This window comes from Dokdonia sp. R78006, from assembly GCF_042466145.1.
GTDB lineage: Bacteria > Bacteroidota > Bacteroidia > Flavobacteriales > Flavobacteriaceae > Dokdonia.
Genome location: NZ_JAXHBU010000001.1, coordinates 2942342 through 2964828, shown reverse-complemented (window position 1 = coordinate 2964828; position 22487 = coordinate 2942342). Strand labels below are relative to the sequence as shown.

At 37.5% G+C, this 22487-nt stretch carries 22 protein-coding genes; 9 read left to right on the top strand and 13 right to left on the bottom strand.

The window, feature by feature from the left end; all coding sequences use genetic code 11:
- Positions 1-156: 156 nt before the first annotated feature.
- The 3 genes from SJY37_RS13155 to SJY37_RS13145 all read right to left on the bottom strand — a co-directional run bounded on the left by SJY37_RS13155 (position 157) and on the right by SJY37_RS13145 (position 5498).
- Positions 157-1374, bottom strand: a complete 1218-nt coding sequence (locus SJY37_RS13155) for a bifunctional alpha/beta hydrolase/OsmC family protein (RefSeq protein ID WP_298325330.1) — start codon at positions 1372-1374, stop codon at positions 157-159.
- A gap of 226 nt (positions 1375-1600) precedes the next feature.
- Positions 1601-2287 carry a DUF2490 domain-containing protein gene (locus SJY37_RS13150; RefSeq protein ID WP_298325327.1) on the bottom strand — a complete coding sequence of 229 codons (687 nt, stop codon included), beginning with the start codon at positions 2285-2287 and terminating at the stop codon, positions 1601-1603.
- Position 2288: 1 nt separating this feature from the next.
- Complete coding sequence (locus tag SJY37_RS13145) at positions 2289-5498, bottom strand: hypothetical protein (RefSeq protein ID WP_298325324.1); 3210 nt, start codon at positions 5496-5498, stop codon at positions 2289-2291.
- A 256-nt stretch (positions 5499-5754) separates the two neighbouring features.
- On the opposite strand from SJY37_RS13145, the gene SJY37_RS13140 reads away from it, so the two are divergent.
- The 3 genes from SJY37_RS13140 (at position 5755) to SJY37_RS13130 (ending at position 9112) form a co-directional block, all read left to right on the top strand.
- Positions 5755-6345: a fasciclin domain-containing protein gene (locus SJY37_RS13140; protein WP_298325322.1), complete on the top strand. Its 591-nt coding sequence runs from the start codon at positions 5755-5757 to the stop codon at positions 6343-6345.
- 83 nt (positions 6346-6428) lie between these two features.
- Positions 6429-7550: a VWA domain-containing protein gene (locus SJY37_RS13135; RefSeq protein ID WP_108878918.1), complete on the top strand. Its 1122-nt coding sequence runs from the start codon at positions 6429-6431 to the stop codon at positions 7548-7550.
- 95 nt (positions 7551-7645) lie between these two features.
- Positions 7646-9112 (top strand): magnesium chelatase, encoded by a 1467-nt coding sequence (locus SJY37_RS13130; protein WP_298325318.1) that lies wholly within the window; start codon positions 7646-7648, stop codon positions 9110-9112.
- A 152-nt stretch (positions 9113-9264) separates the two neighbouring features.
- Here the strand turns inward: SJY37_RS13130 and SJY37_RS13125 are convergent, their stop codons facing one another.
- The 5 genes from SJY37_RS13125 to SJY37_RS13105 form a co-directional block, all read right to left on the bottom strand.
- Positions 9265-9642, bottom strand: coding sequence for a LysM peptidoglycan-binding domain-containing protein (locus SJY37_RS13125; RefSeq protein WP_298325316.1), 378 nt, complete (start codon positions 9640-9642; stop codon positions 9265-9267).
- A gap of 61 nt (positions 9643-9703) precedes the next feature.
- The gene (locus tag SJY37_RS13120; protein ID WP_298325313.1) at positions 9704-10516 is read right to left on the bottom strand and encodes a head GIN domain-containing protein; all 813 of its coding nucleotides are present in this window, start codon (positions 10514-10516) and stop codon (positions 9704-9706) included.
- Positions 10513-11601: an acyloxyacyl hydrolase gene (locus tag SJY37_RS13115; RefSeq protein WP_379953221.1), complete on the bottom strand. Its 1089-nt coding sequence runs from the start codon at positions 11599-11601 to the stop codon at positions 10513-10515. The genes SJY37_RS13120 and SJY37_RS13115 overlap by 4 nt, the downstream gene beginning before the upstream one ends.
- Positions 11602-11669: 68 nt before the next feature.
- Positions 11670-12254 (bottom strand): adenylosuccinate lyase, encoded by a 585-nt coding sequence (locus SJY37_RS13110; protein ID WP_379953220.1) that lies wholly within the window; start codon positions 12252-12254, stop codon positions 11670-11672.
- Between the two features lie 17 nt (positions 12255-12271).
- The gene (locus SJY37_RS13105; protein WP_298325305.1) at positions 12272-12955 is read right to left on the bottom strand and encodes an NAD-dependent deacylase; all 684 of its coding nucleotides are present in this window, start codon (positions 12953-12955) and stop codon (positions 12272-12274) included.
- Positions 12956-13010: 55 nt separating this feature from the next.
- Here SJY37_RS13105 and SJY37_RS13100 point away from each other — a divergent pair, with 55 nt between their 5' ends.
- Both SJY37_RS13100 and SJY37_RS13095 read left to right on the top strand, forming a co-directional pair.
- Complete coding sequence (locus SJY37_RS13100) at positions 13011-13667, top strand: RNA methyltransferase (RefSeq protein ID WP_298325302.1); 657 nt, start codon at positions 13011-13013, stop codon at positions 13665-13667.
- A gap of 104 nt (positions 13668-13771) precedes the next feature.
- Positions 13772-14407, top strand: coding sequence for a peroxiredoxin-like family protein (locus SJY37_RS13095; protein WP_298325300.1), 636 nt, complete (start codon positions 13772-13774; stop codon positions 14405-14407).
- A 97-nt stretch (positions 14408-14504) separates the two neighbouring features.
- On the opposite strand, the gene SJY37_RS13090 is transcribed toward SJY37_RS13095, so the two are convergent.
- From SJY37_RS13090 to rlmH, 5 genes are all read right to left on the bottom strand, one after another.
- Positions 14505-15314 (bottom strand): carboxypeptidase-like regulatory domain-containing protein, encoded by an 810-nt coding sequence (locus SJY37_RS13090; protein ID WP_298325297.1) that lies wholly within the window; start codon positions 15312-15314, stop codon positions 14505-14507.
- A gap of 86 nt (positions 15315-15400) precedes the next feature.
- Entirely contained in the window at positions 15401-17338 is a 1938-nt protein-coding gene (locus tag SJY37_RS13085; RefSeq protein WP_298325295.1) for a DEAD/DEAH box helicase, read from the bottom strand.
- A 170-nt stretch (positions 17339-17508) separates the two neighbouring features.
- Positions 17509-18087, bottom strand: a complete 579-nt coding sequence (locus tag SJY37_RS13080; protein WP_298325293.1) for a non-canonical purine NTP diphosphatase — start codon at positions 18085-18087, stop codon at positions 17509-17511.
- Positions 18087-18707 (bottom strand): YqaA family protein, encoded by a 621-nt coding sequence (locus tag SJY37_RS13075; RefSeq protein ID WP_298325291.1) that lies wholly within the window; start codon positions 18705-18707, stop codon positions 18087-18089. Before SJY37_RS13075 ends, SJY37_RS13080 begins: the two co-directional genes overlap by 1 nt.
- Before the next feature lie 149 nt (positions 18708-18856).
- Positions 18857-19330 carry a 23S rRNA (pseudouridine(1915)-N(3))-methyltransferase RlmH gene (rlmH, locus tag SJY37_RS13070; RefSeq protein ID WP_298325288.1) on the bottom strand — a complete coding sequence of 158 codons (474 nt, stop codon included), beginning with the start codon at positions 19328-19330 and terminating at the stop codon, positions 18857-18859.
- A gap of 81 nt (positions 19331-19411) precedes the next feature.
- Here rlmH and nadC point away from each other — a divergent pair, with 81 nt between their 5' ends.
- The 4 genes from nadC (at position 19412) to SJY37_RS13050 (ending at position 22346) form a co-directional block, all read left to right on the top strand.
- Positions 19412-20272 (top strand): carboxylating nicotinate-nucleotide diphosphorylase, encoded by an 861-nt coding sequence (gene nadC, locus SJY37_RS13065; RefSeq protein WP_298325285.1) that lies wholly within the window; start codon positions 19412-19414, stop codon positions 20270-20272.
- Positions 20272-21219: a YihY/virulence factor BrkB family protein gene (locus SJY37_RS13060; protein WP_298325282.1), complete on the top strand. Its 948-nt coding sequence runs from the start codon at positions 20272-20274 to the stop codon at positions 21217-21219. Before nadC ends, SJY37_RS13060 begins: the two co-directional genes overlap by 1 nt.
- A gap of 26 nt (positions 21220-21245) precedes the next feature.
- Positions 21246-21809 (top strand): chalcone isomerase family protein, encoded by a 564-nt coding sequence (locus tag SJY37_RS13055; protein WP_298325280.1) that lies wholly within the window; start codon positions 21246-21248, stop codon positions 21807-21809.
- Positions 21810-21917: 108 nt separating this feature from the next.
- Positions 21918-22346, top strand: a complete 429-nt coding sequence (locus tag SJY37_RS13050; protein WP_298325279.1) for a DUF2147 domain-containing protein — start codon at positions 21918-21920, stop codon at positions 22344-22346.
- Positions 22347-22487 lie beyond the last annotated feature (141 nt).

Sequence of the window (22487 nt, the reverse complement as noted above, 5' to 3'; positions counted from 1 at the left end):
GAATCTCCTTTGCGTTGCGTGTATCGCAAGTAATTTATAATTTGATAACCTAGGCAATAAAAAAAGTTCGAATAGGACATGGTATCCCTTTCGAACTTTTGATGTTTATTGATGATGTGTTTTTATGGAGTACGCTTTCGCGAAAGCGTAACTATCCTATATTAACTTCGTAAGAACCTGAGTCTCGCTGTGTAGTGTTTTATGTACTGGACACTTATCTGCAATTTGTAAGATGCGTTTAAGTTGTTTCTCATCAAGATTTGATGTGATTTTAATTTCTCTATGGAACGTATCTATTTTACCTGCGGTGTCACTTTCTTCACAAACAGCACAATCTTGAGCATGTGTTTTTGAGTAGCTAGTATGTACCTCAACATTTTCAATATGCCAGTTTTTACGCTTTGCATACATCTGTATGGTCATCGCAGTACAGGCAGATAAACTTCCTGCTAGTAATTCATAAGGAGTAGGGCCGTAATCATTTCCTCCTACGCGCGCAGGCTCATCTGCTTTAAGGTGGTGGCTTCCAAGCTTAAGAAGTGTAGAAAATCCATCTTCGGCGTCTAGGCTTGCTACTACTTGGTGTGTGGTGCTTATTGAAGCTTCATCTTCAGTAGGGATATATCGAGCAGCCCATCCCGCAATAATCTTTCCTACATAAGAAGCATTTTCTTTGTCAATTAATAAATGCTCAGACCCATCAAGAGTTACAAAGCTTTTGGGATGATGTGCTGCAAGGTAAATCTCTTCTGCATTTTTAATAGATACAGTATCATCTTGCGGTGAGTGAAGTATGAGTAACGCTTCGTGCAAGTCACGAGCAGCATCTACACATGAATTTTCTTCTAGATTGTCTATAAATTGTTTTTTAAACGTAAAGTCACGCCCAGCTAGTTTTACCTGAGCTTGGCCTTCTTCTCGTATAGTTGCGAGCTGTGCGCCTAGTTGTTTTTGAACGTGTACAGGGTTGCTAGGAGCGCCTATAGTCGCAACGGCTTTTATAGTGTCAATCTTGCCTCCAGCAAAAATTGCAGCAGCACCTCCTAGCGAGTGACCTACCAGTAGGGAAGGAGCTTTGTATTCTTTGGCAAGGAAATCTGCAGCGCTTATGAGATCATCTACATTGCTAGAAAAATTAGTATCGGCAAAGTCTCCATCGCTATCTCCTAAACCAGTAAAGTCAAAGCGAAGTACTCCAAATCCTTGTGAAGCCAAAGCGCGACTCACATTGCGCACTGCGCTAAAATCTTTTGTACATGTAAAGCAATGAGCAAAAATGGCAAAGTTATGTGGGTCTTGGTTTGCTGGTAAGTCAAGTTTTCCAGAGAGTACTTCTCCTTGTGCATTTGTAAAATTTATCTTGCTAGATCTCATAATAAGTTATTAGTTGAATGGTTGTAGCTCTTCTGTCGTAGGAAATCGAGCAACCTATCTTTAAAGAATTTAATGTACGATTATTAGGTGTAATTAATATCTTATAAAGGTTATCCTTCTAGATTTTTACACTTTTATCATATTTTTCTGTTCCGCTTTCGCGAAAGCGTAAAAAAAGAAAACCCCAATCATAAGATTGAGGTTTTTTAATGATATGGGAATGTTATCACCCTTTCTTCTTTCTTAAATCTGTTTTGATAAACAGTGCTACTTGAAAACGATCGTAGGTATCTACCGCAAAATCATTTTTGAGGTAGCCCACTTGCGTGCTCACATTCTTGTTGAAATTATACCCTACAGCACCATATAAACGGTTTTGACCGAAAAAGTCATTCTGCAGATTAATAAAAATCTCATCATAAGCTGTTAAAAACCAAGTGTCGTTAAGAGGGTAGGTTACTCGTAAAAAGTAACGTGCTCTATGCTCTGTCGTGTTCTCACCAAAAGGCCTATTAATAAAGCGTTGCTCTAAGCGGTATCTGTGGCTGAATTTAAAATTACCTAATGAGTTTTTTAATACAAATTGCTCATAAAGTCTATTTTCAGTTACATTCTTTTCACCATCAAACTCCTCAAAAGCTGTGTCTGTAGTGATATATCCATAACCAAATGATGCCATTGCATTCTCAGAAATATGGTAATTTAAAGCAGTACGCAATAACAACTGATTAAAATTGGTTCCAAATTCATAAGTACGATACTGCGCCTCTGCATGTAGACTTAATTTCTCAGAGATTTGATTTGTAGTAAAGAGCATACCCCATGAGCCTAGCTTGTCCTCACCGCGATCTTGCGCGGTAAGGGTAGCTGTCATGATTATGGTAACTACTATTAAAATGATTCCTTTTCTCATATTAATCTATGGTAAAGGTTTTGATTTCTTTAAACGCACTTACATTCATAGCCTTGAGTGTAGACTCAAAAGGAGCCCACTCCTCTGTAAAGAAGGTATTTGTCTTGTCAAGCGCAGTTTGTAACTCGTTGCGAGCGTGTGATATTAATGTAGTCTCTGTAGATGTAAGCCCATTAGGACGACTACGAGCATAACCACTTGCAGATCTTATACGATTCATTACTGTAATCTCTGGATTACGAGTGATTCCCTGTCTTTTATCAATAGTACCTATATAAAGAGCAATAACCTTATCAATGCGCTTAGTCATTTCTCCTATAGATTTGAGTTCGCTTTTATAAGCTTTATCATCATCTAGTTTTTTAATCATCTTCTTATAATCACTAGCGATTGTTTTGCTCTGTACTAGTTGCTTTACAGCATCTGCAGCAGTTTGTGTCATTGCTTCAAGTTGCTTTCCTGTGTTATAAGCATCATTAATAGCCTTAGCAGGAACGTCATAACGAGGATCACTCGCTACTTCAATAGAAGACTCACTTGATTGATCACCATATTGCATTACTAGTTTGTAAGTGCCTGGCTTTACAGAAACTCCTCCTGGCTCGTTCTTAGATTTTCTAATAGAACGAGAAGGACGATCGCCACCTGCTTCACGCATATACCAAGTCATTTTATGAATTCCTGTGCTATCTGGGGTTTTCCATTTTAAATGACGAATCTGGCGTGCGCCGTCGTATACTTTTAAATGGATAGAATCCCACGTTACACTTTTAACTTCTGTATCGCTATCGGTATCTTCTTCATCAGTATCATCTGTAGATGTTTTTGAAGATGCTGTTTCATCTTTTACAAAGTAATATGCTATTTGCGCTCCACTTCCGCGATTCTCTCCATTATAAAGAGCATCTGCGCCAAAACGACTTCCCGTAGGTTGCTGGTATGCGGCATCATAAGCAGTAGGAGGGTTGAAGAGTTGAAGCTTTCGCGAAAGCGTACTTCTATCCTTTGCAATCGCTCGTAACGGTCTTATGTCGTCAAGAACCCATGCAGCACGTCCAAAAGTTCCAATCACAAGATCCTGCTCCCTAGGATGAATTACTAAATCTTTAACCGAAGTAGTAGGGAATCCTTTAGTCCATTTTTGCCAGTTATTACCAGCGTCTATAGACACATATAAACCATCATCTGTTCCTAAAAAGAGAAGGTTTTTCTCTTCTGGATCCTCTATAATGGCAAGCGCATAACTTTGCACATCGTTCTCATCTACAATACGAGTCCATGATTTACCATAGTTTGTAGTTCTGTATGCATAAGGAGTATAGTTGAAACGACGGTAATCATTTGCTACTAATAGTGCTTCCCCTTTATTTTTATTACTAGCCTTGATTTGTACAATCCAGCTTCCTTCTGGAAGACCTTTTAGGCTTTTTGACACATCAGTGTAAGATTGCCCACCATTTTGAGTGTAATGCACACGACCGTCATCTGTACCCACCCAGAACATATCCTTTTCTAATGGCGAAGGCTCAATAACTAGAATCGTTGTGTGATTTTCTGCTCCTGTGGCATCCATAGAAAGACCACCAGATTCTGATTGCTTTTGTTTCTCTGGATTGTTTGTGGTTAGGTCTGGAGAGATAACTTCCCATGTAAGTCCTTTGTCTGTAGATTTATGTACAAACTGACTTCCAAAATAGATAGTACTATTATCAAAAGGGTCGATGTTTATAGCCGAGTTCCAGTTAAAACGTAAGAATACATCTGGGTCTGGATGTGTAGGTTTTACACCATAGTTGTTTCCAGTTTTCCAATCGTAGCGACTCACAGATCCCTGCTGACTCATAGTCCATCCAAACTGACTATCATCTGGATCTGGAATTACATCAAAACCATCTCCAAAAGAAATTTCTTGCCAGTAATCATTACGTATTCCTTGAGCTTTCCATACATAAGCAGGACCTCTCCAAGAGCCGTTATCTTGCATTCCTCCATATACATTATAAGGAAATTCATTATCTACATTAATATGATAGAACTGTGCTACAGGTAAGTTTCCTATAAAACGCCATGTTTTACCACCATCTTTTGTGATGTTAAGTCCGCCGTCATTACCGTCCATCATGAACTTCCCATTATTTGGGTGAATCCACCATGCGTGGTGATCTGGGTGCACTCCATTATCTACTCCATACGCTCCCATAAGTTGGTCAAAATTCTTTCCCCCATCTTCAGATACATTTACATATGTAAACACAGAAAAAACACGATTCTCATTTTGAGGATCTACGTGAATATCACTGTAGTAAAATGGTCTGTTCCCTATATCACTCTTATCATTGATCTTCTTCCAGTTAAAACCACCGTCGTTAGAACGGTATAGAGCATTCTTTTTTGCCTCTACAAGTGCATATACCACATTAGGGCTTCCTGGGGCGATAGATAAACCTATACGTCCTAGCTCGCCTTTAGGTAAACCATCTTTATCACTCAATTGTTTCCAAGTAGCACCACCATCATGAGTCATGAAGATGCCAGAACCTTCACCACCAGATTTAAAAAACCATGGATCACGCTTGTGTTCCCACATGGCAACAATAAGCTTGTTAGGATTAGTTGGATCCATCACCATATCTGCAACGCCAGACTTTATGTTTGTAAACAAGATCTTATTCCATGTCTTACCGCCATCTGTAGTTTTATAAACACCTCTTTCTTGGTGCTCACCCCATGGCGAACCTATAGCGCCTACGTAAACGATATCTGGATTAGTAGGATCTATAATTACGCGGTGTATATGTCTTGTTTTCTCAAGTCCCATAGACTTCCAGGACTTACCACCATCAAGAGATTTATAAACACCATAACCACCATTAAGAGAGTTACGAGGATTTCCTTCTCCCGTACCTACCCATATCACAGAAGGGTTAGATTGTTGTATCGCAACAGCTCCTATAGATGCTGTAAGCTCATTTTCAAAAATAGGATCCCACTTAATTCCGCCAGAGGTAGACTTCCATAAACCTCCAGAAGCAGTACCTACGTACATTACATCTGGATTGTCTGTAACGACATCTATTGCAGTCACACGACCAGACATACCGCCTGGGCCTATGTTACGTGGTTGCATGTCCTTTAATAAAGACATGTCAAGTTTTTGGGCAGAGACTACCGTACAGACGCACAGTAGCAACAGAGAGAAGAGTTGTTTCATTTTATATTATTTGGTTGATTCTTTGTGACTTTACAGTCAAGGGACTAAAGTTAAAGAAAAGCTAATTTGAAATTCTTAAAGGGATGTTAATGGATGCGCTATGTTATAAAGGTTTTATTCACGCTTTCGCGAAAGCATAACTAATACCCTTGAAATCTTTATGAAATGATTAACAAGGAATTGAGATAGTATTATGGTTTGTCTAACAAAATCGAATTATCTTTGAACAAATTAATTATTCAAAAAACCAATTATTATGAAAAAGATTTTATTAATGGTTGCAGGAGCAGGATTATTATTTGCTTCATGTGCCGAAGGAACAAAAGAGAAAACTACAGAAGTAAACAACGAAGTAGCTGAGGCAACAATGGAAGTTGAAGCACCAGTAAAAGAAGAAGTAGGAACTATTGTAGATGTAGCAGTAGGAAATGAGAACTTCACTACACTAGTAACAGCAGTAAAAGCTGCAGGACTTGTAGAGACTTTTGCTAGCACAGGACCATTTACTGTATTTGCACCTACTAACGATGCATTTGCTAAATTACCAGAAGGAACTGTAGGAACATTAGTAAAGCCAGAAAATAAAGCAGCGCTTACAGATATCTTAACGTATCATGTAGTTGCTGGAAAATATATGGCTGGTGATGTAGTAGAAGCTATCAAAGCAAACAACGGATCATTTGAAACTAACACAGTAATGGGAGAGAAAATCACATTAATGATGGACGGAGCAAATGTTGTGATTAAGGATGCAAAAGGTGGAATGTCTACAATTATTATGACAGATGTAGCTGCTTCAAACGGAGTAATACACGCTATTGACACTGTGATTATGCCAAAAGGATAATTACATCTCTTAAGAAAGATTTATGAAGCACCTCTAGCGAGGTGCTTTTTTATTATACCATTAGGTAGTATTTTTATAAAGCTATGAGAAGACAACAAGAAAGGAGTGGGTTTGTCTTTAAAACCTATGATGCTCCGCAACAATCATTATTTGATCAGTTGCTAGATATTTTCCAAGAACTGATTACACATACCTCTGGAGACTTTGACGAGGCTATGGATTGGCTTAAAGACTTGGATAAAGAATATAAACTTACAAATGAGGACTACACCCTTGATGACTTTGTTCAAGAACTCAAAGACAAAGGCTACATACGTGAGGAAGTCAAGCCCGATGGCAACAGTGGAACCGCAATAACAGAAAAGACAGAACGCGCCATAAGAAAGCGTGCTCTTGATCAAATTTTTGGTAAACTTAAAAAAAGCTCCCAAGGAAACCACCGTTCCAAACTAAATGGAAGAGGCGATGAGCATACTGGAGATCATCGTGAGTATCGTTTTGGCGATCCGTTAGAGCGTATATCTATGACAGAAAGTTTGCGTAATGCTCAAATTAATAATGGAGCAGATGACTTTAGCTTGCGCGAAAGTGACCTTATCGTAGAGGAGACGCATTTTAAAGCTCAAATGAGTACTGTGTTAATGATTGATATCTCTCACAGTATGATACTTTATGGTGAAGATCGTATCACTCCTGCAAAGAAAGTCGCGATGGCACTCGCACAACTTATCACCACGCGTTATCCTAAGGACTCTCTGGATATTATCGTGTATGGTAATGATGCCTGGCCTATCAAAATTAAGGATTTGCCCTATTTACAAGTTGGTCCTTATCACACCAACACAGTAGCAGGTCTTAATCTTGCTATGGATATCTTGAGGCGCAAGCGCAACTCAAATAAACAGATATTTAATATTACAGACGGTAAACCATCTTGTTTAAAACTTAAGGATGGTCGTTACTATAAAAACCCTAACGGACTAGACGAGTATATTGTAAACAAGTGTTACAGTATGGCTAGACAAGCACGCAAGCTTCATATACCTATCACTACTTTTATGATAGCAAATGATCCTTATTTACAACAGTTTGTAGATAATTTTACAGAAGCAAATCAAGGGAAAGCATTTTTTACAGGCCTGCAAGGGTTAGGTGAGATGATTTTTCAAGACTACGAGACTAATAGAAAAAAGAGAATTAAGTAAGAACTTTTATAATAATCACTTATTACAAAGGAGATACCGTTGCTAGTAGACTATTCAGACAAGCAGCTATTACATAAAGGAAATAAAAAAATACTATGAATTACGAAACGATAAATACACTAGGACAACTTAAAGAAGCCGGATGGATATCTCGTAGCATAAAGGATGAGTTACGAGAACACTTGATAGAAAGATTACAATCTAGTAAGCCTACATTTGAAGGTATACACGGTTATGAGCACACAGTTATCCCTGAGCTTGAGAGAGCTATTCTTAGTAAGCATAACATAAACTTGCTTGGGCTAAGAGGACAAGCCAAAACACGTCTTGCACGTCAAATGGTAAACCTACTTGATGAATGGATGCCTATAGTAGGCGGATCTGAAATTAATGATGATCCACTTAATCCTATATCTAGATACGCTACAGAGCTTATTGATGAAAAAGGTAGCGATACTCCAATTACATGGATTCATCGCTCTGAGCGCTTTGCAGAGAAGCTAGCAACGCCAGATGTAACAGTTGCAGATATTGTAGGTGATGTAGATCCAATAAAAGCAGCAAATTTAAAACTGAGCTATGCAGATGATCGTGTGATACACTACGGGATGATTCCTCGTGCAAACAGATCAATTTTTGTAATCAATGAATTACCGGATTTACAAGCTAGAATTCAGGTAGCGCTATTTAATATTCTACAAGAAGGAGATATTCAAATACGCGGATTCAAATTAAGACTACCTCTTGATATGCAGTTTGTTTTTACTGCAAATCCAGAAGACTATACAAACAGAGGAAGTATTGTAACTCCTCTTAAAGACCGTATAGGTTCTCAAATACTTACGCACTATCCAGAAACAGTAGCTATTGCAAGAACCATAACAGATCAAGAAGCAAATCTTGATGAGCGTCAGAAAACAAAGGTTCATGTTCCTAATCTAGTGAAAGACTTAATTGAGGAAATAGGCTTTGTTGCTCGTGAAAGTGAGTTTATAGATGAAAAGAGTGGGATAAGTGCCAGAATGAGTATTACTGCTTTTCAAAACCTAATGAGTACTGCAGAACGTCGTATGTTGCTATCGGGAGATGACACTACTACGATACGTTACTCAGACTTATTAGGAATCGTTCCTGCAATTACAGGCAAGGTAGAACTTGTTTACGAAGGGGAACAAGAAGGAGCAGGAGAGGTTGCCAAAATTTTAATAGGTGATGCAACAGCTTCTTTGTTTGATGACTATTTCCCTAAGATTGAAAAACTAACTAAGGATGATGAGAAAGATCCTTATGAAGAAGTACTAGCATGGTTTTTTGAGCAAAGCGGTTTTGAACTAGAAGATACGCTTACCAATAAAGAGTATGAACTTATGCTAGATAGTATCACACCTCTTGATGATTTGATCAAGAAATATCAACCAGAAATGGCAAAAGAGGATACGTATTTCTTAAAAGAATTTATACTCTTCGGTCTTGTAGAATACAAGAAGTTGAGCAAATATAAGCTTACAACAGGTATGCGTTTTAATGATCTTTATGGGTCTTACTTATCGGGATTAGCTTAAAAAATACAATTAAATAATCACTTTAATTAGCTAGTATATTTAATTGATTTAAAGTTGATTACATAAATTATTTAGTTTAGGCTAAAAATAAAAAAGCTCCCAATTTGGGAGCTTTTTTTATAGATAATTACCTATAAGAAAATGATGCTATCTTATAAATTTGGAATCACAAGATTTTGATCTGGGTGTATAACATCTGGGTTTTTTAAGATGTCTTTGTTTGCTTCAAAAATCTCTTTGTACTTCATTGCATCACCATAATAGTGCTTTGCAATTTTTCCTAAAGTGTCGCCACTTACCACTGTGTGTTTTGCATATACAGATGTATCTGCAACAGAAATATCGGCTACTATATCACTTGGACTTTCTCCTCCAGCTGCTTTAATAGCATCCCAAAGTTGATTTTTCTCATACTGATTTGTAGCAGTACCTGTTACATGAAGTACTCCGTTTTCTTCTTTTACATCTCCGTTCTGGATGTTAAGTTTTTCTCCTAGGTCAAGAACGTTTTGATATTTTGCTTTTACCATTATTTAAGTTTATTGTTATTACTGATTAAAAGATACAATGTTTTCTACAATTAGATACTTTTTAGTCTTCAAAGATAAGTTGTCCCGTAAATAGCACTTCTACCTCGACTAAAGGTGGTTCGTTTACAACAATTACATCGCCCGTGGCGCGTATGGTTCCTTTAAGACTGTTTATAGGGTTAAATACCATCGCAGCGGCGCTAGTGTGTGTAAATTGTATATTATCTACTAGAAAATCTCTTCCGTCAAATTGTGGGAGCTCGTCACTAAAACTGATATTCATTTGATCTGCTCTGCCAGATATTACAAAATTGCTTGATCCATTTGCAGATATTCTTAAGAGTGGAACAGCCAGATTTAAATACACATTACCACTTTTATTGGGGTCGTCTATGTCAAGACTATTTGGGTTAGTATTGCTGAATAAAGTTAAAGTTGGAAAGGAGAGAACACCTTCACTTTTTAAGTCAAAGGAGGATGCTTGTCTTATAAAACTAATGTTTGGAGACGTTATTGTCACTAGGGTTCGTCCATACTCCCTTAAGATATTACAACTATTATTGTTCTGTAGTACAAGTGTTCCTTCTGATACTTCAAAATTTAAGTCCGATACAAGGTTTTCACCTGTTTCAATAATCACTTGTTGTTCTGCTCCCTGCTTTAAGAGCACCCGAATGTCATCTTCCATTTGGATTTTTGTAAAAACAGGTACTTCAATTTCATAAGTGATGATATCACCATCCGTTTGGAGGCAATCATTTGCATTTTCTGTATCGCAAGAGAATAATAGTACAGCAAGTAGAAGTTGTAGTATGAGGTTACGCTTTCGCGAAAGCGTACTTAAAAGATGTATTTTTTGTGTTTGTAAACTCATAATCGTATCCCTAATCCAAATTCTATTGCCTCTGCTTTTGCTCCGTGGGTTTTTACAGCCACACTACCAAAGTACTTTTTGCCAAAGGTGCGTTTAAGTCCTACGCGTTGATAAAATCTACCTTCAAAATCATACGGATAATAAAGGTAATATCCCGCATGTGTTATTAATGCTGTATTGTTGAGGTGTAGCTCATGGCCAACAAAGACTCCTGCGCGTTTCCAGTCTTGATCTGCAGTTACGCCACGTCCAGGAAAAGCAACAGATAAGAATTCAATTTCATTATTCAGGAATTTTGAAAAGAAAGCTTCTGCACCAGCAAGAACAGTACTTTTTTTGCTCAATCTCTTATCAGCATAGGCAGAGATTATTGCAAATGGCTCTCTGCCTAAACCTATAAAATCACTTTCATTGAGTCCAGCGCTTAAGGCAATATTATAATGAATAGGCTCTTTGTAAGATACTTTTTCTCCCTTTGGAATAAAATCTGGTACGGCTCGATCTTTATAGATAATCCCAGCATTTAATGCTATTGTGTTTGTGCTAGTGTTAGGTGCTCGTAAATTTCCATTAGAGCCGTGCAAAAAAGTAAGACCAGTTTGAAATGATAGTGTGGGAGTGATGGTTTGTTTATAATTAAGCATCACGAGTGTCGCGCTAAATAAACGAGAACCATACGCATTGTTCTCCACATTAGTTTCAAGGTCAAAGGGATTTGTGGTGTAGCCAATACCTTGCCCTATTCTAAACATAAGCTTACGGTTCAAAAAATAAAAGTTGTAGTGCGCCAGCGCATTGTAGGTGTCTCCTAGACTTTCATTTTTAAGGTCTTGATATGCAAAGGTGAATCCCCAATCTGGATAATTATAAAGTCGTTCCCACTCCTTTAGACCGTAGGTTTTTCTATTGTAACTCAGAATAATTCCTTCCGGATGCCCGGTAATAAGTGAGGATACATCTTTATTGTGCCTTAGGATGCTCCCATAAAAATAGTTTGCTTCTAGTTCGTAAGGTTTTACATCTTGACCATTTGCTTGTATAAGAAATAGCAAGGCAATTGTAGCAGTAAGTAGTTTTTGCATCATAAAGTAGAGCTGCGAAAATATCAATAATTATTTGAGATATACCCTCATTTCTGTTCATCATGTAGATATTAAGAATTTTTATACTTATGATCTCTCTTTATCCATGCGGTAATGTGCTTGCATCTTGCTTTATATGCTGCACTGCTCGTCATGTAGTTTTCCTCCATAATACGTTGTAAATCTTCATGTATCCAATTAAATTCTGTGCCTAGATAATATAGCGACGTCATTGAGTATGCTTTGACAGCGACTTTTTGGTCGGTTATTAACCAGTCAAAAGCTGAAGTGACCATGCGCTCCCTTTGAATTTTGGTTAGGGAAGCTCTCGTTTGTGGATTTTTTATTTTGAAATAGGAGATGGCAAGCTCTTCACAGATTTTGCTCACGGGTCGCAGTGCGGCATCTTGATAAACAGTATGCATCTTAGTTGTAAATAATTCAAGATGCGGAAGAATGATTGTGATATCTTCTTTGGTTGCAAATTCTGCTATCCATCCAGCTTTGGGAGATCTAGCGTCATCTACCATAAATAGAATTTCTATAACGAGCTCCGTAAGACTAGGCTCATTTAAGATTAACTGTGCGTAGTACGCACGCTTCTCACGTGAGTGATTTACATATGCTAGCTCATTATAAAGTTCAGATAACGTCATTTTTTAAGTGTTTGGACTCAATGTAACAATGAGGTAACCACCTTTTTTATACCTGTTGATGCTATTTCTGGAACTATCGTAAGACGTTCTCTCTGTGCTATTGAGGGTTTTGGATCTATAAAATAAATCTGAGCACTAGGTTTTGCAAAATCAATAAGTCCAGCGGCTGGATATACTTGCATGGAGGTTCCTACAATGATTATAAAATCTGCTTTACTCACAAGCTCTGCTGCTTTGTCTAGAAGTGGCACCTCTTCGCCAAACCAGACGATATGAGGCCTTAGCTGAAACCCTAGCGCACATAGATCTCCTTCTTTTAAGTCGGTTGACCATGGTTTTATATCGCTTTCATTTCTACTACTGCGCACTTTGAGCAACTCTCCGTGCAGGTGTATCACATTTGAGCTACCTGCGCGTTCATGCAAGTCGTCTACATTTTGAGTGATAATTGTAACATTATAATCCTCTTCTAATTGTACAAGGTCTTTGTGTGCGGCATTAGGTGTGACCTCTAGCAGCTGTCTTCTTCTGTCGTTATAGAAGCGTAAAACGAGTTCTTGATTATTGTGCCATCCTTCTGGAGTAGCAACTTCCATCACATCGTGACCTTCCCAAAGACCTTCTGCATCTCTAAAAGTTTTTAGTCCGCTTTCGGCACTTATTCCTGCTCCAGAGAGGACTACTATATTTTGTTTAGACATTCTAGTTTGTTTTGCATTTTAAAAGTACAGTATCTTTGGCGTGTAAACAACAATCATGGATCAAGAGCTTCTGGCATACTTACAATCATTTCTTACAGAAAGACGTGTTCAATTATTTGATAATGTACTTAAAGAGCGTACAAATCATTTTACTGTTGCGGTGGAGGATGTGTATCAATTACATAACACCAGCGCTGTGATACGTAGCTGTGAGTCTTTTGGCGTGCAAGAGTTACACGTGATAGAAGAGGTAAATGTAAAAAGTATAGACCGTGAGATTGCAATGGGTGCTCAAAAATGGGTAGATGTGCAACGTCATAACAGCGCAAAAAGCTGTATCTCTCACTTAAAAAGTCAGGGATATAAAATAATTGCAACTTCCCCGCACAAGGATGCTCATACGCTAGAAAATTTTGACATTACTCAAAAGGCAGCGATATTCTTTGGTCGTGAGACAGAGGGATTAAGTGATACGGTGCTTGATATGGCAGACGATTTTATTTATATCCCTATGGTGGGTTTTACAGAGAGTCTCAATATTTCTGTCTCTGCGGCAATAACTATACAGCATATTATGACTAAGCTCAAGCAATCTAACGTGTCTTGGCAATATTCTGAGCAAGAGCTTTTTGATAAAAAACTCGAATGGACACGTAAGATGATCAAAGATGTGGAAAGAATCGAGCAAAGATTTATAGAAGAAAGAGGGTAGAGGTACGCTTTCGCGAAAACTTGAATTCCTGAATTATAAGCTGGAAATAAATGTAAAGTTGATGCACTTTTAAAGACCAACATTCAAATTGAAAACGTCAAATTATGAAACTTACCGCATCACTAAAAGAACTTGCAGATAACAGTATTAAACGTCATCCTGGCGCTGCTCAAGACATCATGAGAAAAGCCATTGAAGATCTTGAAGCTACAGATATATTGAAGCACGCAGTAAAGACAGGAGATAAATTTCCAGACTTTACATTGCCAAATGCTCAAGGAAAAACTATCACACTGAGTGAGCTTTTACAAAAGGGTAAAGTAGTGATTACCTTTTATAGAGGTGGATGGTGTCCTTATTGTAACTTAGAGCTTAAAGCATTTCAAGAGGTATTACCTCAAATTAAAAAGAAAGGAGCAACGCTTATTGCTATTACTCCAGAAACACCGGACAATTCGCTATCTACTAAAGAGAAAAATGAGCTGGATTTTGAAGTCCTTACTAGTGAAAATAACGAATTAGCAAGATCACTCAATTTGGTTTTTAAACTTCCAGAGGCGCTTGCAGAATTATATGGGAAATTTGGTATTGATCTTTTAGAGAGTCAAGGTAATGATGCAAATGAGCTTCCTATCGCAGCCACATATATTATTGACCAGAACGGAGAAGTTTCTTACCACTTTCTATCAGAAGATTATAAACTCAGAGCAGATCCAGAGGTGATTATAGCAGCATTGTAGCATCATATTTTCGCGAAAGCGTACCATTCAAAATGCTATATAAAACAGAAAGCCCGCTAAATATAGCGGGCTTTCTGTTTATATGTATAATAGATAATTAATCTTTTCTTTGAAGAACTCTGTACTCTTCATAACATTCACTTATTGCATCGAGAATTTGAAGATCATTTGCGCTCATGATAAAATTATCTGAGTAGCTACAATTTTTAAGTATTGCGTCTATATCAACACGATCTATTTGAAGTAAAGCACTTAGTGTCTCGCGGTCAAATTTACGTTCTAGTAGATTACGTACTTTGTCATCTTCCTTCATTTGCCTAAGCTTACGAAGTTGGCCTTTCTTTCTGCTAAAAATATTATAAAGAAAATCTGCAGGATTAAAAATAGAGCTCAACACTCTAGATATTGCTCCTGGCTGACTTTTACCTACTTCATAACCAGAATTTAATCCAGATATACTGTATCGTTGATTGCTGTAAATAGGAACTCTCTTTGCATCAATTTCTAGATATCCAGTAAGCTCAATTTCTTGAACCACGACTTCTTCAAGTGCGATACCTATCTCTGTCATTTGGATTTTTACGTCACCGTATTTAATCCAGTCACCGCTCACGCGTACTTTAAGAGATTTGTATCCTAGGTAAGAGAAGTATAACGTATCATTTACTTCAGCCTTAATTTCAAATTTACCATACTCATTAGTAGTAGCTCCTTTAAAATTTGAGAGGTTGAGAATGTTTACGTTCTGTAATGCAATATCTGTACTACTGCTTAATACTTTTCCATCGATAAATCCATCCTCTAGCTTTTCTTGAGCTTCGGTTGGGTCTGATGTAGTATCTTTTTCTTGTGAATATCCTACTGCAACGGCAGAGAATATAAGTAGGTTTAGTATGATCTTCTTCATATGCTAAGGCAATTTATGCATTCCATAGGGAAAATCATACCAAATCTATTTATTTACAATAATTCTAACATTTAACGTGCGTCAAACTAGCTTCTGCGACGTCTTTTACCAGAAAATGGGCTCTTATTTCCTTCAGATCTGTTATCTGGAGTTCGTGGAGAAGAACTGCGTTCTGATCTTTCAGATCTTGCTGGTCTTTCTGATCTGCTTCTAGAGCGACCACCTTGGTCATCTCCATAGCTCGATTTACGATCACTACGTTGTCTGTCTGAAGATCCTCCACCACTACGACGACGATCTCCGCCACCGCTGCGACCGCCAGATCTAAATCCATCATCACCGCCACTACGACGACGATCTCCACCACCGCTGCGACCTCCGCCACTACGACGACGATCTCCGCCACCGCTGCGACCTCCGCCACCACTGCGACCTCCGCCACCTTGAGTTTCCTCAACGCTTACACGACGACCGTCAAGTTCGAAGTTTTCAAAATGTGCTATGATTTTATCTTTGTGCTCTGTATCTGTATTAAAGAATGAGAAGGCATCTTTACAGTCTACACGGTAAACACCATCTTGACCTAAACCTAATTCTTCTTTTAAGAAATCCTTAAGCTTCATCCAGTCAAAATCATCCTTGCTACCTACGTTAATAAAGTAACGAGTAGAGTCACCAGATTGCTCCTTAGCCGCTCCAACTGCATTTTGATTAAGATCTTTTGATTTCTTATAGTAATTAAAGAAACGTGTAAACTCTACAGAAAATACTTTTTTAATAAGCTCTTCTTTAGTGTTGTCTTTTAAAACTTCTTCTATTTCTGGTAAGTAAGCCTCGATCTCGTCATTAATCTCTGTAGTATTAATGCTGTTTGCAAGGTGCATTAACTGTACTTGAGTGATTTCCTTTCCGTCTGGAATGGTTTTTTGCTCAAACTTCTTACCTAAGATCTTCTCAAGTTGTTTGATCTTACGCATCTCACTTTTAGTAACAATTACTAAAGAGATACCTGTTTTACCAGCACGACCTGTACGACCAGAACGGTGTGTATACGTTTCTATCTCGTCAGGTAATTGGTAGTTTACTACGTGTGTAATATCATCTACGTCAATACCACGTGCAGCAACATCTGTTGCAACAAGCATTTGTATCTGACGATTTCTAAAGCTCTTCATTACCAGGTCACGCTGGTTCTGACTTAAATCTCCGTGAAGCGCTCCTGCGTTGTATCCATCTTCAATAAGTTGCTCGGCAACTTTTTGAGTATCGCGTTTAGTACGACAAAAGATTACAGAGAAGATATCTGGATTTGCATCAGAAAGTCTTTTAAGTGCTTGGTAACGATCTCTAGTGTGTACTACAAAGTACTCATGAGATACGTTCTTTGCTCCTTCATTTTTATGTCCTACCGTTATTTCTAACGGGTTTACCATAAATTCTTTTGCTATACGTGATACTTCTCTAGGCATTGTAGCACTAAATAACCATGTAAGCTTGTCTTCTGGAGTATCTGCAAGAATATTTGTGATGTCCTCATAGAATCCCATGTTAAGCATCTCATCTGCTTCATCAAGAACACAGTAGCTTAATTTTGTAATATCTACCATACGACGACGCATCATATCTTGCATACGTCCTGGTGTAGCTACTACAATTTGTGCTCCGCGAGAAATCTCACGAGCTTGCTCTTGTATGTTTGCTCCTCCATAAACTGCAACAACACGCACACCTTTCATGTGCTTTGCATACAATTTCATCTCGTTTGTAATCTGGAGACATAGTTCGCGAGTAGGAGCGATAATAAGACCTTGAGTAGTCTTACTATTTGCATCTATATTTTGTAATAGTGGAAATCCAAAAGCTGCTGTTTTTCCTGTTCCTGTTTGTGCAAGAGCAACCATATCGCGGTCTTCTGCAATAAGTTGTGGGATAGCTTCTTCTTGAATTTTAGAAGGTTTTTCAAAACCTAAATCGGCGATAGCCTGGAGTAAAGGCGCATTTAGGCCTAGTTCATCAAATGTCATAAGACAATAGTATTTATAAGTGTTAGCGTGTATAGGAAGCGCAACGACTTATAAACCAATTGCTTCGATCAACACGTGCCAGAAAAATATGGCAATACCTCACCCTGAGGTTTTTCAAGCTGCAAAAGTACTCAATAAAACTATAATGAATGCATTAGGGCGTAAAAAAATTATTCTTGATTATGTAGAAATTCAAGAAATGCAGATACAGCAAGCCCTCTGTGGCTTATTTTTCCTTTTAAAGATGGAGCCATTTGTGCAAAAGTTGCATCGTAACCTTCTGGTCGGAAGATAGGATCATACCCAAAACCGCCATCACCGTGACGTTCTTTAGTGATTTCACCTCTGCATAATCCTGTAAAGGTTTCTGTTTTGTTTGCTTTCGCGAAAGCGATAACTGTTTTAAACTGTGCTCCACGATCCTGCTTAGTAGCAAGATTTATTAAGAGCTTGTTCATGTTATCCGAATCATCTTTTTGCTCACCAGCATATCTCGCCGAATATACTCCTGGCGCACCATCAAGTGCATCCACCTCAAGACCGGTATCATCTGCAAAACAATCGTACCCATAGTTAGTTAGCACATGATTTGCCTTAAGAAGTGCGTTACCTTCGATGGTATCTGCATCCTCAATGATTTCTTCTGTGCATCCTATGTCTGTTAAGGATAGAAGGGTAATATGATCAGGCACTAATGCTTGAACTTCGCGAAGTTTATTGTGATTGTGTGTTGCAAAAACTAGTTTCATTAGGATACAAGGCTAAAAATTGCTGCTCCGTAAATTGCATATCTTACAAAACGAGCAAGACCAAATAATGCCCAATATTTAAACTCGAAGCGAATCATACCCGCAGCAAGACTTGCTACGGCAAAAGGAAGCGGAAGTAAAGCTCCTACTAGAATTAAAAAACCTCCCCATTTACGAGCATTTTTTAAGTGCTTCTCCATTTTTACCTCTAGGTAATTATGAACGGATGGAATTTTTAAAGCTGCTCTTCCTGTAAAATAGGAAACTGCTCCACCAGCATATGATAATAGTGCAATGAGACTAAGATATAAGATAGGATTACTTGTTTTATCACTCCAGGCAATAAAAAGCTCTGGAGGAATTATACCAAGTATAGATTCTGAAACAAAAAATAAGGTAAGGACAAGCAGGTTTGAATAGTTGTCTATTACATATTGCAGTGCCGTATTAAGGTCTATTACAAAGAAGTGAATAAGAACTATCGCTGCTACTACAAGTAGAATAGGAGGGAGTGCTTTTTTAAGAGCGTCCCTTAAAAAAGTATAAAAACCAGTGTACACGTAGTACTGGTGCAATAATTGCAGCCTGTTTTTCTTTTTTGTACCTGATTGTGATCCCATTAAATTGTAGTCGTATTAAGGATACAAAAATAACACGTAGCGGTAATAATTATGCTACTTATGCTCATAAAAATAGGTTAAACCCAATAATTATTTAGCATTAATAAATTAGGGCAATTAAAAGACGATTCTAATTCTAGAAATTATGTTTATTGATGATGATATGGCTCACCTTTTAAGATAGTATATGCTCTATAAATTTGCTCGGTAATAAATAGTCTTACCATCTGGTGAGAAAAAGTCATAGATGATAATGATACTTTTCCTTGTGCTTTTGCATAAACCTCTTCAGAAAATCCATAAGGACCACCTATAACAAAGACTAGGGTCTTGATGCCACTATTCATTTTCTTTTGTAAAAATTTTGAAAAGCCTACGCTTGTAAACGTTTTTCCATTTTCATCAAATAGCAAGAGGTGGTCATAAGGGCCTATTTTTGATAAAATAAGGTCGCCTTCTTTATTTTTTTGTTCTTGCTCACTAAGATTTTTGACATTCTTAATATCCGGGAGAATTTCTATGGAGTATTTTACATAAAAGTTGAGCCGTTTACTATACGTGTCTACCAGTGCTTGCAACTGTTTATTATCGGTCTTGCCTACGCAGAGAAGTTTAATATTCATGTAGCAAAAATACAAAACTACATTACAGAAGTAAGAAGCTTTACCTTTTGCTTATTTTTACATCAAAGGAACAATACAAATATGATTTCAGAAGCACAATTTCAGATTGAGATAGAAGGTATAATTGCAAATGCTATAAGAGAGGATGTAGGTGATGGAGACCACAGTTCACTGGCTTGTATACCAGCAACCGCCACTGGAAAAGCAAAATTACTTGTAAAGGATGAAGGTATTCTTGCGGGTTGCGCTTTCGCGAAAGCGGTATTTGCATACGTAGATCCTTCATTAAAAGTTGAGGATATATTAAAGGATGGAGACGCTGTAAAATATGGTGATATTGCATTTTATGTATCTGGTTCAAGTCAGAGCATTCTTAAAGCGGAACGCCTAGTGCTTAATGCTATGCAGCGTATGAGTGCTATTGCGACGAAGACAAAGTTCTTTGTGAACCTTTTAGAAGGAACAGATACTAAAATTCTAGATACAAGAAAGACAACGCCAGGAATAAGAGCGCTAGAAAAATGGGCTGTAAAAATAGGTGGTGGTGAGAATCACCGTTTTGCCCTGTATGATATGATTATGCTTAAAGATAATCACATTGATTTTGCGGGTGGTGTAACAAAAGCGATTCTCAAAACAGTAGATTATCTTAAGGAAGAGCAGCGAGATCTCAAGATTATAGTAGAAGCTAGAAGTCTGGATGAGATTAAAGAAATACTTGAAAATCACGAGCACGTATATCGTATTCTTATAGATAATTTTAATTATGAGGATACTCGTACGGCAGTTGCATTAATAGGCGATAAATGCCTTACAGAATCTTCTGGTGGTATTAATGAAGAGACAATACGTGAGTACGCTCTTTGTGGTGTAGATTATATTTCTAGTGGGGCGCTCACGCATTCTGTTTATAACTTAGATCTTAGTCTGAAAGCAGTTTAATGGCATCAGATAAGACAATAGAGCAACGTTTAATGAGATTCAAGCCATTCTGTTGGCTTGTAAGTATCTTGGATAGTATCGTTATTCCTGGGTTTGAGGGAATGACGCTTCTTTACTTGCTACGCGCTTATTTTAATGGGATTATCCAGGGAGCTCTGGGATCTCGTGCAAGTTCTATTGCCTATAGTTTTTTTATGGCCATTTTTCCGGCATTGCTGTTTTTACTCAATTTAGTGCCATATGTGCCTATTGAGAATTTTGATATCAAGTTCATGGCCTTTATTTATGAATTGATACCTGCGCAATCCTTAGATTTCTTTAAACCTATCATAATCGATATCTCACAGAATGAGAGAGCAGGTCTTGCTTCCTTTGCTGGTTTACTTGCCTTGTTTTTAACGGCAAATGGTGTCAATGCCATTTTTAGTGGTTTTGAAGGTTCTCATTATAACGAGATAAGCCGTAATTTCTTTAGGCAATATGCGGTTGCTTTAGGGACTTCCATTATTCTGGCATCGTTGTTGGTTACTACTATATCAGTAGTGATTTATTTTGAATTATTACTTAATTCATTGAGAGAGCGTGACTTTATGAGTAACGACATGGATATCGCGCTATTAAGCATAGGGAAGAACCTGTTTTTAATCATTATGATTTATTCGGTAATTGCTACGCTATATTATTTTGGAACTAAAGAAGGGCGTAAGAGTCGTTTCTTTTCACCAGGAGCATTAATGACAACAATATTATTTATGATAACCACTTATCTATTTGGCATTTATATTGATAATTTTGGCACATATAATGAGTTGTATGGCTCTATTGGTGCATTATTAATAATGATGCTTTATATTTGGTTAAATTCCAATTTGATTTTATTGGGTTATGAGCTGAATGCAACCCTTCAAAAATTACGAATTTTACATAAAAACCCTAATTCAAATTAAATAACTCACAAACACAAAGAAAAATTATGAAAAAGTATTTATTAGCTTTAGTAGCTGTATGTAGTCTTACAGTTAGCCAGGCACAAACAGTAGTAGGAGATGCAACTTTACCTAACTCAGTAACAATGGGAGGTACAGAACTTATCCTTAACGGTGCTGGTATGAGAGAGAAGGTAGTATTTGACCTTTATGCTGGAGGATTATATCTAGTGTCAAAAAAGAGTGATGCTGCAGCAATTATCAATGCAGACGAGACTATGGCGCTTAAATTAGACATCGTTTCTGGAATGGTTTCTAGTAAGAAAATGATAGGAGCTGTAGATGATGGTTTTGACGCTTCAATGAATGGCAATACTAGTTCGCTAGATGCGAAGATTGAGCAGTTCAAAGGTTTTTTCAGCGATAAGATTGTAAAAACAAACGTGTTTGACATCGCTTATATTAAAGGAAAAGGAACTGTAGTTTACAAAAACGGAAAAGAAGTAGGATCTATTGCAGGTCTTGATTTTAAGAAAGCTCTTTTCGGAATCTGGTTAGGTAATGACCCAGCAGATGATGATCTTAAAGATGCGATGTTAGGTAAAAACTAATTATCACAATCATATTAAAAATGGCGATCACTTGTGACTCGCCATTTTTTATGCATTATAATCTCTCTGTAAATCACATTAATTTTAGAATCTTAAAACTTGAATACTATGAAAAAACACATAACCCTACTTATGCTGCTATTTTTTGCAGTGAGCATACAAGCGCAACAAGGAACTATTTTTGGACAATGGAAAACTATAGATGATGAGACTGGTGAGGCAATGTCTATCATAGAAATTTATAAAAAGGATGGTAAAGTGTTTGGTAAGATTGTAGATATATTAAATCCAGCAAATCGTGACAAGACTTGTATTTACTGTAAAGGTGAAGATTATGATAAACCACTCATAGGTCTTGATATCATTAAGAATCTAGAAAAAGATGATGATGAATATGAGGGAGGAACCATCTTTGATCCAGAAAAAGGAAAAGAATATAAAGCCAAACTGTGGATTGACGAGGATGATAAAGATGTCTTAAACGTTCGTGGTTATATAGCATTCTTATTTAGAACACAACAGTGGATAAGAAGCTAGAAATCTAGCCGTCTAAAATTGAAAGCCGTTTCTTTTGGGAGCGGCTTTTTTTATGCTTTCGCGAAAGCGTATGTCAAACATTAATGTTCTTTTTATTTATGATTAGCACCTACGTTTGATCTGCTTCTGTAACTTTGTATA

Coding starts and splice junctions, on each gene's coding strand:
- SJY37_RS13080 (WP_298325293.1), bottom strand. CDS start 18,087: ATGAAACTAGTTTTTGCAACACACAATCACAATAAACTTCGCGAAGTT.
- SJY37_RS13155 (WP_298325330.1), bottom strand. CDS start 1,374: ATGAGATCTAGCAAGATAAATTTTACAAATGCACAAGGAGAAGTACTC.
- SJY37_RS13140 (WP_298325322.1), top strand. CDS start 5,755: ATGAAAAAGATTTTATTAATGGTTGCAGGAGCAGGATTATTATTTGCT.
- SJY37_RS13085 (WP_298325295.1), bottom strand. CDS start 17,338: ATGACATTTGATGAACTAGGCCTAAATGCGCCTTTACTCCAGGCTATC.
- SJY37_RS13130 (WP_298325318.1), top strand. CDS start 7,646: ATGAATTACGAAACGATAAATACACTAGGACAACTTAAAGAAGCCGGA.
- SJY37_RS13075 (WP_298325291.1), bottom strand. CDS start 18,707: ATGGGATCACAATCAGGTACAAAAAAGAAAAACAGGCTGCAATTATTG.
- SJY37_RS13145 (WP_298325324.1), bottom strand. CDS start 5,498: ATGAAACAACTCTTCTCTCTGTTGCTACTGTGCGTCTGTACGGTAGTC.
- SJY37_RS13090 (WP_298325297.1), bottom strand. CDS start 15,314: ATGAAGAAGATCATACTAAACCTACTTATATTCTCTGCCGTTGCAGTA.
- SJY37_RS13120 (WP_298325313.1), bottom strand. CDS start 10,516: ATGAGTTTACAAACACAAAAAATACATCTTTTAAGTACGCTTTCGCGA.
- SJY37_RS13050 (WP_298325279.1), top strand. CDS start 21,918: ATGAAAAAACACATAACCCTACTTATGCTGCTATTTTTTGCAGTGAGC.
- SJY37_RS13060 (WP_298325282.1), top strand. CDS start 20,272: ATGGCATCAGATAAGACAATAGAGCAACGTTTAATGAGATTCAAGCCA.
- SJY37_RS13095 (WP_298325300.1), top strand. CDS start 13,772: ATGAAACTTACCGCATCACTAAAAGAACTTGCAGATAACAGTATTAAA.
- nadC (WP_298325285.1), top strand. CDS start 19,412: ATGATTTCAGAAGCACAATTTCAGATTGAGATAGAAGGTATAATTGCA.
- SJY37_RS13055 (WP_298325280.1), top strand. CDS start 21,246: ATGAAAAAGTATTTATTAGCTTTAGTAGCTGTATGTAGTCTTACAGTT.
- SJY37_RS13150 (WP_298325327.1), bottom strand. CDS start 2,287: ATGAGAAAAGGAATCATTTTAATAGTAGTTACCATAATCATGACAGCT.
- SJY37_RS13110 (WP_379953220.1), bottom strand. CDS start 12,254: ATGACGTTATCTGAACTTTATAATGAGCTAGCATATGTAAATCACTCA.
- SJY37_RS13105 (WP_298325305.1), bottom strand. CDS start 12,955: ATGTCTAAACAAAATATAGTAGTCCTCTCTGGAGCAGGAATAAGTGCC.
- SJY37_RS13100 (WP_298325302.1), top strand. CDS start 13,011: ATGGATCAAGAGCTTCTGGCATACTTACAATCATTTCTTACAGAAAGA.
- SJY37_RS13135 (WP_108878918.1), top strand. CDS start 6,429: ATGAGAAGACAACAAGAAAGGAGTGGGTTTGTCTTTAAAACCTATGAT.
- rlmH (WP_298325288.1), bottom strand. CDS start 19,330: ATGAATATTAAACTTCTCTGCGTAGGCAAGACCGATAATAAACAGTTG.
- SJY37_RS13115 (WP_379953221.1), bottom strand. CDS start 11,601: ATGATGCAAAAACTACTTACTGCTACAATTGCCTTGCTATTTCTTATA.
- SJY37_RS13125 (WP_298325316.1), bottom strand. CDS start 9,642: ATGGTAAAAGCAAAATATCAAAACGTTCTTGACCTAGGAGAAAAACTT.